Origin of the sequence: Devosia albogilva, from assembly GCF_042685625.1 — a bacterium.
Taxonomy (GTDB): Bacteria; Pseudomonadota; Alphaproteobacteria; order Rhizobiales; family Devosiaceae; genus Devosia; species Devosia albogilva.
The window spans coordinates 3,019,578-3,033,114 of sequence record NZ_JBHUNP010000001.1 but is presented as its reverse complement, the minus strand read 5'-3'; the positions used below and the strand labels follow the sequence as shown (position 1 = coordinate 3,033,114).

The window sequence follows — 13,537 nt, the reverse complement described above, 5'->3', positions numbered from 1 at the left end:
CCGTCATGACGTCCGAGGCGCATGACTTTTCCATGTTCGCCCTGTTCATGCAGGCGGACTGGGTGGTGAAATCGGTGATGCTGGGGCTGCTGCTGGCCTCGGTGTGGTGCTGGGCCATCATCGCCAACCGCGTTTCCGCCTATGCGCGGGCGCGGCGTGACATGGCGGCGTTCGATCGCGCCTTTGCGCAGAACGCCTCTCTGTCCGACCTGCGCCAGGCTTATGGCGGGCGGACGGCCAGCGGCCTTGCCGCCGTGTTCCTTGCTGCGATGGACGAGTGGGACAAGAGCCATGCGGCCGATGCCGCCAATGCGGCAGGGCTGCAAAGCCGGCTGGAGATCGCGCTCGATCTCGCCGTGACCGAGCAAAGCGCCGAACTCGAAAAGCGGCTGGGGTTCCTGGCCACCATCGGCAGCGCCGGTCCGTTCGTCGGGCTGTTCGGTACGGTCTGGGGCATCATGAACGCCTTCACCGCCATTGCCTCGGCGGAAAACACCTCGCTGGCGGTGGTTGCGCCGGGCATTGCCGAGGCCTTGCTGGCCACCGCGCTCGGGCTGCTCGCCGCCATTCCGGCGGTGATCGCCTACAACAAGCTCTCGGCCGATGCCGGCAAGCTGGTGGCGCGGCTCGAGGCCTTTGCCGACCGCATGGCGGCGATGCTCTCGCGCCAGCTCGACTCCGCCAGGGCCGGCTGATCGGCATCGCGCTGGGTAGCAACAAGGGACGCAAGGGCCGGCGCAGCCGGGGCGCGGCGGCACCGATCGGGGACATCAACGTCACGCCGCTCGTCGACGTCATGCTGGTGCTCCTGATCGTGTTCATGGTCGCAGCCCCGCTGATGACCATGGGGGTGCCCGTCGACTTGCCCAAGACGGCCGCCGCGTCCATGCCGCTCGAGAAGAAGCCGATCACCGTGACCGTGACCAATGCTGGAGAACTCTCCATCGACGGCGATCCGGTGACCATGGAAGCGCTGGTCGCGACCGTGGATGCCCTCGCGGCGGAGGGCACCGATGAGCGCCTCTATGTGCGCGGCGACGCGACGGTTGCCTATGGCCGCATCATGGAGGTGATGGGCGAACTCTCGGCCGCGGGGTATGGCCAGATCGGGCTCATCACGGAACGCAAGGCGACTGACTGATGCGGTATGCGCTGCCCGGCTCGGCCCTGGTGCATGCGGGCATCCTGGGCGTCGCTCTCGTGGGCTTCGCCTGGCCCGAAGCGGAGGATGCGCCGGCACCTGCGCCGGTGAGTGTCAGCATCGTGGCGCTGTCCACGGTCGCCAGCAACAGCACCGAGGTGGTCGAGAGCGACTCCACCGTCTCGGCGGTGTCGGCTGGCGCTGCGATCGAAACAGTGGAGCCGTTGACGTCGGAGTCCATCGAGCCAGTCGAGGCCACCAGCGATCCGATAGCGCCACAAGAGGTGGAGCCGATGGAGCCGGAAAGGGTGGACGCGGCGGAACCGCCGCCCCCCGAACAGGCCGTCGCCGAGGTGACGGAGCCTGTCGACGCGCCAGAGGTATTGGAACTGACGGCTGACAGCGTCGAGGCGCTGGAGAGCACGTCTCAACCGGTGGAGGCGCTGCGGACTGCGTCGGTCGAGCCGGTTAGCGTGGAAGAGATGAAGGTCGCGCCAGTGCCGCATACGCTGAGTTTTCAGCGTCCGAGCGCGCCGACACCGCGTCCCGAAGCCCCACCGCGTCAGCAGCCGCAACCTCGACGTGAGGCTCCGCCGAGCCAGGCGGGCAATGGCGGCCGGAACCAGGCCGACGCCGTAGCGTCGGCCGGGGCAGCGGCAGCAGCGTCGGGACAGGGCAGCGGAGGACAGGCGGAGGTCGCACGCTATCCGAGCATCGTAATCGGCGAACTCCGGCGTGCCCTTCGTCGCACCGGCTCCAGCCGCGGCGAGGTTGTCGTCCGCTTCACGGTATCCGCGAGCGGACAACTGGCGGGGGTGGCCGTTGCCAGTTCCTCCGGCAACAACGCCGTGGATGCCGCCGGCATAGCGACGGTGCAGCGGGCGGCGCCATTCCCGCCCATCCCGCCGGCCGCCGGACGGGGAAGCTGGACCTTCGACGTACCACTCGCATTCGGCGGGTAGGACCGATGTGTTCCGCCCGGCGTTCAGCCGCGGTTCAGACGTGAGGTCGTTGTATCGCCGCCGAACATGGAGGCGATGATGATGCTGAGAACTCTCCTATTGGCTTGTGCGGCGGCCCTGTCGTTGTTGGCTGGGGCCGAGGCGGCCTTTGCGCAGGTGGTGGAAGGCGAGGAGCATTGCGTGGTCAATGTTGCGGCCACCGACGCGCTGAACCTGCGGGAGGGACCCAGTGCCCGGAGCCGTATCTGGACGGCGCTTCCCTATGGCCGGTGCGGGATCATCGTCACCGGAGAGTGCAAGGGCGCGTGGTGTCCGGTGGAGGACGGGCACCATTCGGGCTGGGTGAACAGCCGCTATATATCGATGGTGTCCCCGGCCCGCTACTGCGTGGCGAACGTGCCTGCGGGGGATCGGCTGAACCTGCGTGCCTTCCCTTCGGCGAACTCGCGCATTCTGACGTCGCTGGCCCGCAACCAATGCGAGATCGCCTTCCTGCCCTACGCCACCGGCAATTGGCAGAAGGTTCGTGTGACGGGCTACGAGGGCTGGGTAAACCGGAGATACCTGTCGGGCCAGTGAACCGCCCTGCCCGCTCGAGGCTTGGGATCAGGCTCGCACGGCAAGCGACCGGTGCGCGGAATTCTCGGTATCGACCGAAGCTGCCCTTAAGCTTTTCCGCCTAGTGACGGAGGGTGCACAACGCCTGTCCGAGAAGATCATGCTCCGCTCTATCGCCGCCGTTTCCGTCTGTACGCTGTTGATCGCCGCAGGACCGGCGCTGGCGCAACCGACGGGTGAGGAGCCGCGGTGGCTCCGCTTCGCCAGGATCTCGCCGGACGGCGAGGCGATCAGCTTCACCCATCGCGGGCAGGTCTTCGTGGTGGCGGCGGAAGGTGGCGTCGCCATCCCGATCAGCAGCCAGCAGGCCTACAGCCATCATGCCGTGTGGTCGCCGGACTCGGAGCGGCTAGCCTTCGCCTCCGACATCGGCGGCGACGACGACGTTTATGTCAGCGACTTCTCCGGAACGCTGCAGCGCATGACCTGGTCCTCGGCCAGCGAAGTGCCGACGAGCTTTTCGGCCGATGGCCAATCGGTGCTGTACGAGGCGTTGCGCCTCGGAGACGCCGAGCAGAGCGTGCAAGGCGCACTCAGCGGCCTACCGCAGTTGTATGCGGTCGATACGGGTACCGGGCGGGACCGGCTGGTGCTGCCGAACCTTGCGGGCGAGGCGAGCTGGAACCAGGACCAGACGGCACTGGTCTATACCTACAACCCTTCGTTCGATCCGCCGGAACGGCAGTATCGCGTTGCGGCCAATGCCCGGCAGATCTGGATCTATCGGGCTGCCACGGGCAACCACGAACGGCTGTTTCCGGTCGACGGGGTGGATCGGCTCAACCCGGTCTGGAGTGCTGACGGACAGTCTCTCTTCTACCTTTCGGAAGCGTCCGGACGTCTGAACGTCTGGCGGGTCGACTTGTCGACCATGGAGGAGACGCAACTGACCCGCTACTCTGACGAGGCGGTGCGTTATCTCTCGGTGGCCAACGACGGCACCATCGCCTTTACCCATGGCGGCCGCATCTACACCATGGCGCCCGGGGCGGAAGAGGCGACGGCGATCGAGATCCTGACGCTCGACCAGCGCACCAACAATCGGGCCAACTACTACGCCCAGCGATCCCAGGGATTCGCGAGTTCACCCGATGGAACGCTGTTCGCGCACATCGCCAACACGGATGTGTTCCTGTCGGACACCGAGGGCGACTATCGGCGCATCACCGACACGCCCGGCGAAGAGCGGGACATCACCTTCTCGCCCGATGGCTCGCTGCTGGTTTATGCGGCGCAGCGGGACCACCAGTGGGGACTCTATGCCGTCGACCTGAGCGCCGAGGACGGGGCGGCCGGGCTGGCGCTCAATTACGAGGAACAGGCGCTGCTCGTGCCGGAGAACGGCAACTTCATGGGGCCGGAGTTCTCGCCGGACGGCGGCAAGATCGCCTTTATCGCCGACCGGCGCGAAGTCCAGGTGCTCGATCTCGAGACCGGCGAGGTGACGGTGCTGTTCGGCGCGGGGGACTACAACTCCACCTATTTCGACGGCAATCTGCACTTCTCCTGGTCGCCCAACTCGACGGAACTGGCGGTCGACTGGAACACCATCGATGCGTCCGAGCTCCGCCGCGTCGCGATCGTGCCGGCGGACGGCAGTGCAGCGCCCCGTCCGATCGGCACCGTCACCGACCTGTCGGGCTATACCTGGTCGGCGGACGGCACCCAGATCATCGGCTCGACAACGCTTTATGGTGCGCGTGACGCGCAGTTGCATGCCGAAGACAGCGATCTTTACCGCATCTTCGTCTCCGAGGCGGCACGGCAGGACTTTCTTGACCGGATCGACGGCACCACCGCCGACGCGGATCAGGAGGACGAAGGCGTCGGCGCCAGGAGCTATCCGGCGGACAGCTTCCGTTCGCGGCGGCTCGAAGGGCGCTTGACGTCCGACTTGCCCGGCCCTGTCGGCCTGCTGGCGCTGGAGGATCCTCAGTATCTGCTAGCGCCGACCTTCGATGGCGAAACGCTGGACCTCAACGTGGTCGATCTGGCGACAGGTGAGCAGGAAAGCCTTGCCAGCCTGTCAGTGCCGAACCTGCAGGATATCTCGTTCGTACCCGGCGCGGGGCTGGTGGACCTCAAGATTCCGGGCCAAATCCTGAGGGTACCGCTGGCGCAGCCGGACCAAAGGGTGGCTATCGCGACCGACATCTTCTTCACGCGCGACGAGCAGGCTGCTCGCCATGCGGCGTTCGGACAGGCTTGGGCGGACATCAAGTACCGCTTCTACGATGGGGGTCTGGAGGGGCGGAACTGGGACACTATTGGCGAAAAATATCGCGCTTTCGTTCCCTCCGTGGCCACCAACCGTGAATTGGTGAGCCTGATTGCAGCAATGCTGGGTGAACTCTCGGCATCGCACCTGTTCGTCTCATTCCACGGGGTGGAAGGTGCGATCGACGGTATCGGGACGCACAACGACGCGCTCGGTGTTTACCTGGATCATGGCTATACCGGAGAAGGACGGCGGATCGCAGCCGTGCTGCCCGGCGGCCCGCTCGATCGGCAGTCACTGGGCATCGAAGCGGGGGACATCATCTCCTCTATCAATGGTCAGCCGGTACCCGAGGCAGGTGGGCTCGACCGGCTGCTCGACCTCAATGTCGGCCGGCAGGCGCTGGTGGGGATCATCGATCTCGACGGCGACGGCACCGAGCGGATCGTGCAGGTCAAGCCCATCAGCCTGGCGGAGGAGCAGATGCTCGCCAAGCGCCGCCTGCTGGATGCCCGGGCGGAAATGGTGCAGCGCTTGTCCAAAGCCTGCATCGCCTACCAGTATCTGCCGGCGATGGAGACCGGCCCCTATCTCGATCTGCTCGGCACGCTCAGCGCGGCGCGCAACATGGCCAAGGCCGCCATCATCGATGTTCGCTCAAATGGCGGCGGCAATCTCACGCGCGAACTGATTACCCTGTTGTCCGGCACGGCCTATTCCACGTTGGGTCGCGACGACGGCGCCCTGGACTACGAGCCCAACAACCGCTGGCTGTGGCCGAGCGCGGTGGTGGTGGACAGCTTCGGCTATTCGGACGGCTCGGTGTTCCCGCAGGCCTACCAGGACAACGAACTCGGCAAGCTGGTCGGGGACACGGTGCTCAACACCGGTACCGCCGTGAACTATGTGGAGAGCCGGATCGTGCCGGGTCTGGTCTATGGCATTCCGGTGCTGCCGAACCGGCGCCTGGACGGCTCGTACTACGAGAACCACGTCATCCATCCCGAAATACATGTGCCCTTCGATCCGAACACCCTGGGCCTCAACACCGATCCGCAGCTCGAAGCGGCTGTCGCATCGCTGATGGAGGAGATCGGGGTGGAGGCGGATTGCCGCCGCTGATCGAAGCGTGAGAATGCACTTGCGGCCCAGGGCGAACTCCGCCCTCGGCACCATCCGGACTGCTCCGGCATCCCTCATTCGGGTGGGGACCCGGGCGGCGGCATGTGGAAATCCACCGGCTGACGAAGATTTGCGGGAACTGGTGCTACCGCAAACATTTGCATTTGACGTAGCACATACTTATCGAATCTCAGCCACAATGGGTGTGTCGGTGTGCGGCCGCAGTGGCCGACATACCGAGAAGGGGAGCCACCGATGTCAAGAACCGCCTCATGGGCCGGCATTATCCTGATGACTGCTGCCATGGCGCTGCCTGTGCAAGCCAACGAGACAGACCGCCTCTACGATTTCGCCGGCAATTGGAGCGGCTCGGGACAACTGGTAGGCGGCGATAAACCCGAAGAGTTTCGCTGCCGGTTGATGGTGGATCGTGGCAGCATGTCCAAGATCAACTATTCCGGGCGCTGCAGCCTTGTGAACATGAACCTGTCCGTGGCTGGCACGATCGCCTACAACGCAGCGGCGGGCCAGTACGAGGCGGTGATGAGCTCGAATGCCGGGTTCACCGGCGATGCGGTCGGACGGGTGCGGGGAGACCGCATCGTGTTCGACCTCCAGGAGCGGCAGGCCGACAAGCGCGGCAATGACGTTCAGATCGGTGCGATGATCGAGTTGATCGGCCAATCGATCACAGTGCACTTCCAGGTCGAGTTCAACGACTCCGGTGAACTCATGACGGCGGAGGTGCCGTTCTCACGCAGGTGAGGCGGCTGACGGTCTGATCTCGATGGATATGCAAGCATCGCCAAGTGCCACGCCCGCGGGTTCTGCGGCCGTTGGCGCGCCCCTGGTCGCCGCGCAGGACCTCTGCTACTCGCTCGAACTCTCCGGCGAGACGCTCCACATCCTTCGGAACGTATCGCTTCGGGTGGAGCCGGCAGAAGTCGTCGCCGTGGTCGGGCCATCCGGTAGCGGCAAGACCTCACTGCTGATGCAACTGGCCGGTCTCGAGCGGCCGACCAGCGGTAGGGTGACGGTGGCCGGAACCGAACTGACGAAGTTGAGCGAGGACCAGCTCGCAGAATTCCGCCGCGACAATGTCGGCATCATCTTCCAGAGCTTTCACCTGATCCCGTCGCTGACGGCGCTCGACAATGTGGCGCTGGCGCTGGAGATCGCCTCGCCGCAACTGCCGCTCGCCGAGGTGCGCAACGAAGCGGCTGCGGCCCTGGCGGCTGTGGGGCTCGGGGAGCGGCTGACGCACCGGCCAAGCGCCATGTCGGGCGGCGAACAGCAGCGCGTCGGCATCGCCCGGGCGCTGGTGACCAAACCCCGCCTGCTGCTTGCAGACGAGCCGACCGGCAACCTCGACCAGACCACGGGTCTGATGGTGATCGAGCTGATTTTCGAGCTGGCGCGCCGGCAAGACACCGCCGTAGTGCTGATCACCCATGATCCGGCGCTCGCCAAGCGCGCCGACCGCATGGTGACCATGAGCAAGGGCGTGCTGAGCGAAACGCCGGCTGCACCTGCCGTCCAATGAACCGACTTCTCGCAACGATCCGCGTCGGGCTCCTCGATATGCGCGGGGACTGGCGGCGTTTTGCGCTGCTGATCGTGTGCCTGGCCATCGGGACGGCGCTGGTGGCCGGCGTGAGCCTAGTCGGCGCCAGCCTGCGCCAGGCAATCGAGCGCGATGCCGCGCTGCTGATGGGCGGCAGCCTGGAGCTGACCCGGTCCGACCGGCTGGCGACACCCGAAGAACTGAGCTTGATCAACGGCTATGGCCAGGTCGCCATGGTCGTCGACAGCAATGTTCGTGCAGAGACTTTCGAGGCCACGGCCTTTGTCGACTTGATCGCGGTGGGTGAAGGCTACCCGCTGCTGGGCCGGGTCGACAGTCCGCAACTGCCGGAGAACAGCAAGCCGCTGAAGTTCCTGGAAGAGCGGGATGGACAGTTCGGCGCCCTGGTCGACCCGCTTATGCTGGATAGCCTCGGGGCGGCAGTCGGCGACACGATCAGCATTGGGGGCACCGATTTCGAGGTACGCGGCATCTTGCGCGCCGTTCCGGATGCGCCGGTGCGTGGCTTGCGGCTCGGCTCCCCTGCCCTGATCTCGCTGCCGGCGTTGGCGGAACTCGCCGATCGCACCTCGCCGCTGCCGGGGCTCGGCAACGTGTTTCGCTACAAGCTGTTGCTGGCCGATGGCGACCCTGAGGTGGTGAAGGACGAGATCGCAGCAGCCCTTGGCGATACGGCCTGGCAGGTGCGTTCGGCCCGCGACGGGCTCGGCGACATGGTGCGCTACTATGACCTGTTCATGCGCTTCCTGGTGGTGGTTGGGCTGGTGTCGCTGTTCGTTGGTGGCGTCAGTGTCTGGACGGTGATCTCGACCTATATCGGGGAACGCACGATCACCATCGCCACCATGCGCAGCCTTGGGGCGAGCCGCCGCCGTGTGATGGGGCATTTCCTGGCGCAGGTGGGCACGCTGGCGCTGATCGGGGTCGGCATCGGGCTCATGATCGGGGCCATCGGGGCGCTCGTCGCCATGCCGATCGTGGGTTCTGCAGCCGGTGTGCCGCTGTCGGGGGCGCTCGAACCGGTGCCGCTGCTGGTTGCGGGCGCCGCGGGGCTGGTGGTGGCGTTCGCCTTCTCCTACCTGCCGCTGACCCAGGGGCAGATGATCAGCCCGGCCACGCTGTTCCGCTCGAAGGGCGTGGGCGCCGACCCGGTGCCGTGGCGGGAATGGCTTTCGGTGAGCCGCCTTGGGCCGCTGGTGGTGGCACTGGCGCTGTTTTTCTGGCTCGCCTCGATCATGACCAATGATCCGGTGCTGGTCGCCGGCTTCGGTATTGCGTGTGCCGCTTCCGTGGTGTTGCTGCGGCTGGTGCTGGCCGGTGTGCGGGCGCTGGTTCGTCGGCTGCCGGAGGCTCGCTGGGCGGTGCTGCGGCGGGCGCTGAAGCAGATCGATGCACCGGGCTCGAGCGCGCCGGCGGTGGTGGTGTCGGTGGGGCTGGCTCTGACGATGCTCACCATGGTGCTGTCGTTCGAGCTCAACCTGCGCAACGAATATCTCGGCGCTTCGGCGTTCGATGCGCCGAGCTTCGTGGCGCCGGATCTGTTCGACGACGAGGTGGAACTGCTGCAGGCACTCGGCGATCGCGACCCCGAGATCGAGGAAGTGACGGCCGTGCCGATGCTGCGCGGCACGGTGGCGGCGGTGAATGGCGACGCAGCCGCAACACTGCGCCCGCGCGGAGCCGCGGCCTCGTTCCTGCTCTCGGGCGAGATTCCACTGGCCTATCGGCAGGACCTGCCTTCAGCTTCGCGTATCGTTGCCGGCTCTTGGTGGCCGGCGGACTATAGCGGGGATGCCTTGGTATCGCTGCATCAGGATCTCCGATCGGGACTCGGCGTCTCGCTGGGCGACCAGGTGACATTCTCGATTTTCGGCGACGAAGTGACGGCAACGGTTGCCAGCTTCCGCGACTATTCCTGGCAGGGCGGCATCGACGTGCTGGTGACCTTCTCTCCAGGCGTGATCGAGGACTATCCGCTGACGCTTCTTGGGGCGGTGACGGCGGTATCCGGGCGCGAAGACGCGGTGGAACTGCGGCTGGCCGATGAGTTGCCAGACGTGCGGTTCATCCCGATCGGGGAGACGCTGCAGAAGATCACGCTTGCCTTGCAGCAGTTGTCGCTCGCAGCCTCGATCGTCGGAGGGGTCGCCGTTGCCAATGGCCTGCTGGTGCTGATTGGCAGCCTGCTGACGGGCCGCAAGCAGCGACAGGCAGATGCGGTGGTGATGCGCGTCATCGGCGTGCGGGTGCCGACGCTGGTCGGCACGGCGCTGCTGGAGCACGTGTTGCTGGCGCTGGTCGCCGCCGTTGTGGCGGTGCCGCTCGGGATCGGGCTCGCGTGGTTCCTGACGGCGCTGCTGCTTCAGGTGGAGTTTGCGCTACCGGTCATGTCGCTGGCGATCTTCGCCCTGGTGGCGCTGCTGCTCAGCGGCGTGCTGGGAGCAACGACGATCTTGCCGGCGACGCGCCCCCGCCCTGCCCTGTTCCTCCGGCAACTGACGGCCGAGTAGCCTAGGCTTCGCTCACAGACGCGATGACGACACCGAACTCGCGTTGCGAGTAGGGGTGAACGTGCAGTGCCAGCACCCAGAGGCTGGATACGGCCACCGCGGCGAAGATGACCAGGGCTCGCGCGGCGCCGCGCGGGCGGTCCAGATGCACGAAGACCATGGCGATCATCGTCATCAGCGTCAGCACGGCGACCAGGTACCACTTGGATTCGTCCACGAGGCTTTGGCCGATGGCCAAGCGGGCGTTGCGGGCGTCCTGCAGTTCATCGAAGTCCTGCACCAGCTTGCCGCCGATGGCGTCGGGGACGTTCGAGGCGGCGGCGGCGATCAGGTCGATGCGGATATCCTGCAAGGCGGCGTCGACCTCCGGGTGCGGCGCGTGGTTGAGGTTCTCGCCCCATTCGGTGCGCGCGACGGCTTCGGCGTAGCGGCGGATGGCCTCGCTCATGTCCGGCAGATCAAGGGCTTCCGGGGCGGAGGCGCCGGCAAGGCGGGCGATGGAGGAGCGTTCGGCGGACGCGGCGCGATCGGCCTGCCCGCCAAGCGTCCAGATGTCGGCGGCGGCGAAACCGAGGGCCAGGGCCCAAGCTGCAGCGATCACTCCAATGAAGGGCGGCACCGGCATGGCCGTGGCTGGCTGGGCACCGTGGCGGGTCAGCATGAACAGGGTGGCGAGGCCAACCATCAGGCACAACAGCACAAAACCGAAGATGGCCAGCATCAGCAAAGGGGTCGGCAGGGCGAGGATAGCGTTCACGTAGGGCACCGGTGAGATCAGGGTTTCCGTGATGTTCCTGAACGAAGATGAACGCGGGCTTACGCAGCATGAACGGAATCTAGCGGCGGGCGCTGAACGGATTGTCCTTGAACAACACTTCCCGGTCCTGCGTGAAGTTGGCGAGCAGCGGGATGGCGGCGCCGCCGAGCGCGCGGGCGCTGGTGCCGAGTGAGCCTTCGACCAGGGTGAAGGGGGAGAGGCCCTGCCGGTTGACCTCGGACAGGGCGGCGTTGGTTGCCTCGAGAATGCGGGTGCGGACGGAGGGTGGGAAGGCGCCGTCGATGACCACGGTTTCCACATCGACCACGGCGACGGCGGCCGTGACGGCGTGGGCGAGGTGGATCGCCACCTGCTCGATCCACTGATCGAGAGTTGGGCCGAGGTCGTCGCCCCAATCGTCGGGGGATTGCCAGAGCACTTCGGCGCGGCGCCCCTGGCGGATGAGTTCGCGCTCGAGCACGTAGATGGAGGCGACGTTCATCAGTTGCGGCACGCGGATGCCGGGAGCGGCCGGACTGGCGGGCATGGAGCCCAGCGCCCCGGCATTGTTGGTGCGGCCGGGGAAGAGGTGGCCGCCGAAGACGAGGCCGCCGCCGATGAACGAGCCGATGAAGACATAGAGATAGTCGACATGGTCGGCGCCGCGGCCGAACATCAGTTCGGCGGCGCAGGCGGCGGTGATGTCGTTGTAGAAATAGACCGGCCAGGGGCAGATGGCGGCGAGTTCGGCGCGGATGTCTATGTCGCGCCAGGCGTCGATGTCCTCGCGCGGCGCGCCGATCTCCTCGGGCCAGGTCCACATCTCATAGGGCGAGGCGATGCCGAGACCCGCGATGCGGCGGAGGGCTTCGGGGGCGAGGCCGGACTGGAGTTCGGCGAGGCCCCTCTCGGTGAAGGCGCGGATGGCGGCAGGCGTGGGATAGGCATAGGTCTCGTGCAGGAAGTGCTGCACTTCGCCGGTGAAGTTGATCAGCGACAGGTCGGCGCTGCGGCGGCCGATCTTGAGCCCGACGGAGTAGGCGCCCTGCGGGTTCAGCGAATAGGGCACGGAGGGCTGCCCTACCCTGCCCCGCACCACGGCTTCGCGACGGAGCAGGCCATCGGCTTCGAGCTGGTTGGCGATGATGGAGATGGTCTGCGGGGACAGGCCGGTCATGCGGGCGATGTCGGCCTTGGGCAGGCTGCCGTGGCGGCGGACGAGCGAAAGCACCAGGCGTTCGTTGTAGAGCCGCACCCCGCTCTGGTTGGTGCCGCGGCTGAGATCGTTCGACCGCCCCCGTATCGTCGTGCCGGCTTCTGCCAATGGCGCCTCCGCTTGCTGCCGCACCCGCCTATCGCAGCTTTCAGCGGATCGCCAGCAGCACTGCCGTGGCAGAAAGACGCCGCCAATCCTTGCCTGTCAATTAATAAATCATGCGGATTAACTTATTGACACGTTCGGGGGGCCGTGGTGATCATCGGGGCGATCGGACGGCGCGAGGAGGAGACTGGCGACCGTTCGGCACCGACCGCGACCGGTAAACTCCGGCGCCGTCCCCTCGGGAGGAGAGTACATGAACGGGTTTATGAAAGCTGCGGCGGGTGCCGCCGTGCTGCTCGGGCTTGCGTCCGGATCAGCTGCCTACGCCCAGGAGATCGTGGGCCTCATCACCAAGACGGAAGGCAACCCCTTCTTCGTCAAGATGCGCGAGGGTGCGCAGGCCAAGGCGCAGGAGCTGGGGCTGGACCTCAGGACCTATGCCGGCGATTTCGACGGCGACAACGAGAGCCAGATCGCGGCGATCGAGAGCCTGATCGCGGCGGGAGCCAAGGGTTTCGCCATCGTGCCGTCCGACTCCTCGGCCATCGTGCCCACCATCCAGCAGGCGCGGGATGCGGGGCTACTGGTGATCGTGCTCGATACGCCGCTGGAGCCGATGGATGCGGCGGACGCGACGTTTGCGACCGACAACCGCAAGGCGGGCCTGCTGATCGGGCAATGGGCGGCGGCGACGCTGGGTGACGAGGCGGCCAATGCCAAGATCGGCTTCCTCGATCTCGCTACCAACCAGCCGACGGTGGACTACCTGCGCGACCAGGGCTTCATGGAAGGCTTCGGCATCGATGTGAAGGACCCGAACCGCTATGGCGACGAGGACGATCCGCGCATCTGCGGCCATGAAGTGACGGCCGGCTCCGAAGAGGGCGGCGTGACCGCCATGGAAACGCTGCTGCAGCGGTGCCCGGACATCAATGTGGTTTACGCGATCAACGAGCCGGCGGCGGCGGGCGGCTACCAGGCCCTGCAGGCGGCGGGCAAGGATGACGTGCTGATCGTTGCCGTCGATGGCGGCTGCCCGGGCGTGCAGAACGTCAAGGACGGCATTATCGGCGCGACCTCGCAGCAGTATCCGCTCGACATGGCGGCGCTCGCCATGGAGGCGATCGCCAAGTTCGCCGAGGACGGGACAAAGCCGGAAGTCGACCCCGAGCTGGGCTTCTATGACACCGGCGTGCGCTTGGTGACCGACCAGCCGGCCGAAGGAGTCGAGTCCATCGACACCGATGAAGGCATGGAGCTCTGCTGGGGCTGACATCGCAGCGGCCCTTCCGGTCGCCGGAGG

At 66.3% G+C, this 13,537-nt stretch carries 11 protein-coding genes; 9 read left to right on the top strand and 2 right to left on the bottom strand.

Annotation, left to right across the window (positions count from 1 at the left end; all coding sequences use genetic code 11):
• Positions 1-5: 5 nt before the first annotated feature.
• The 8 genes from tolQ (at position 6) to ACFSX5_RS15115 (ending at position 10,156) form a co-directional block, all read left to right on the top strand.
• Entirely contained in the window at positions 6-695 is a 690-nt protein-coding gene (gene tolQ, locus ACFSX5_RS15150) for a protein TolQ (protein WP_386834553.1), read from the top strand.
• Positions 695-1,141 (top strand): ExbD/TolR family protein, encoded by a 447-nt coding sequence (locus ACFSX5_RS15145; RefSeq protein WP_386835658.1) that lies wholly within the window; start codon positions 695-697, stop codon positions 1,139-1,141. Before tolQ ends, ACFSX5_RS15145 begins: the two co-directional genes overlap by 1 nt.
• Positions 1,141-2,103 carry an energy transducer TonB family protein gene (locus tag ACFSX5_RS15140; protein ID WP_386834552.1) on the top strand — a complete coding sequence of 321 codons (963 nt, stop codon included), beginning with the start codon at positions 1,141-1,143 and terminating at the stop codon, positions 2,101-2,103. The genes ACFSX5_RS15145 and ACFSX5_RS15140 overlap by 1 nt, the downstream gene beginning before the upstream one ends.
• Before the next feature lie 81 nt (positions 2,104-2,184).
• Positions 2,185-2,682, top strand: a complete 498-nt coding sequence (locus tag ACFSX5_RS15135) for an SH3 domain-containing protein (protein ID WP_386834550.1) — start codon at positions 2,185-2,187, stop codon at positions 2,680-2,682.
• 139 nt (positions 2,683-2,821) lie between these two features.
• Positions 2,822-6,061, top strand: a complete 3,240-nt coding sequence (locus tag ACFSX5_RS15130) for a S41 family peptidase (protein ID WP_386834548.1) — start codon at positions 2,822-2,824, stop codon at positions 6,059-6,061.
• Between the two features lie 255 nt (positions 6,062-6,316).
• The gene (locus tag ACFSX5_RS15125; protein WP_386834546.1) at positions 6,317-6,826 is read left to right on the top strand and encodes a hypothetical protein; all 510 of its coding nucleotides are present in this window, start codon (positions 6,317-6,319) and stop codon (positions 6,824-6,826) included.
• 22 nt (positions 6,827-6,848) lie between these two features.
• On the top strand, positions 6,849-7,604 hold the full coding sequence (locus ACFSX5_RS15120) for an ABC transporter ATP-binding protein (protein ID WP_386834545.1): 756 nt from the start codon (positions 6,849-6,851) through the stop codon (positions 7,602-7,604).
• On the top strand, positions 7,601-10,156 hold the full coding sequence (locus tag ACFSX5_RS15115; protein ID WP_386834543.1) for an ABC transporter permease: 2,556 nt from the start codon (positions 7,601-7,603) through the stop codon (positions 10,154-10,156). Before ACFSX5_RS15120 ends, ACFSX5_RS15115 begins: the two co-directional genes overlap by 4 nt.
• Position 10,157: 1 nt before the next feature.
• Here ACFSX5_RS15115 and ACFSX5_RS15110 read toward each other — a convergent pair whose 3' ends face one another.
• Both ACFSX5_RS15110 and ACFSX5_RS15105 read right to left on the bottom strand, forming a co-directional pair.
• The gene (locus ACFSX5_RS15110; protein ID WP_386834541.1) at positions 10,158-10,913 is read right to left on the bottom strand and encodes a bestrophin-like domain; all 756 of its coding nucleotides are present in this window, start codon (positions 10,911-10,913) and stop codon (positions 10,158-10,160) included.
• A gap of 79 nt (positions 10,914-10,992) precedes the next feature.
• Positions 10,993-12,237 (bottom strand): ROK family transcriptional regulator, encoded by a 1,245-nt coding sequence (locus tag ACFSX5_RS15105; protein ID WP_386834539.1) that lies wholly within the window; start codon positions 12,235-12,237, stop codon positions 10,993-10,995.
• Between the two features lie 250 nt (positions 12,238-12,487).
• Here ACFSX5_RS15105 and ACFSX5_RS15100 point away from each other — a divergent pair, with 250 nt between their 5' ends.
• Positions 12,488-13,507: a sugar ABC transporter substrate-binding protein gene (locus tag ACFSX5_RS15100; protein ID WP_386834537.1), complete on the top strand. Its 1,020-nt coding sequence runs from the start codon at positions 12,488-12,490 to the stop codon at positions 13,505-13,507.
• The last annotated feature ends 30 nt before the right edge of the window (positions 13,508-13,537 follow it).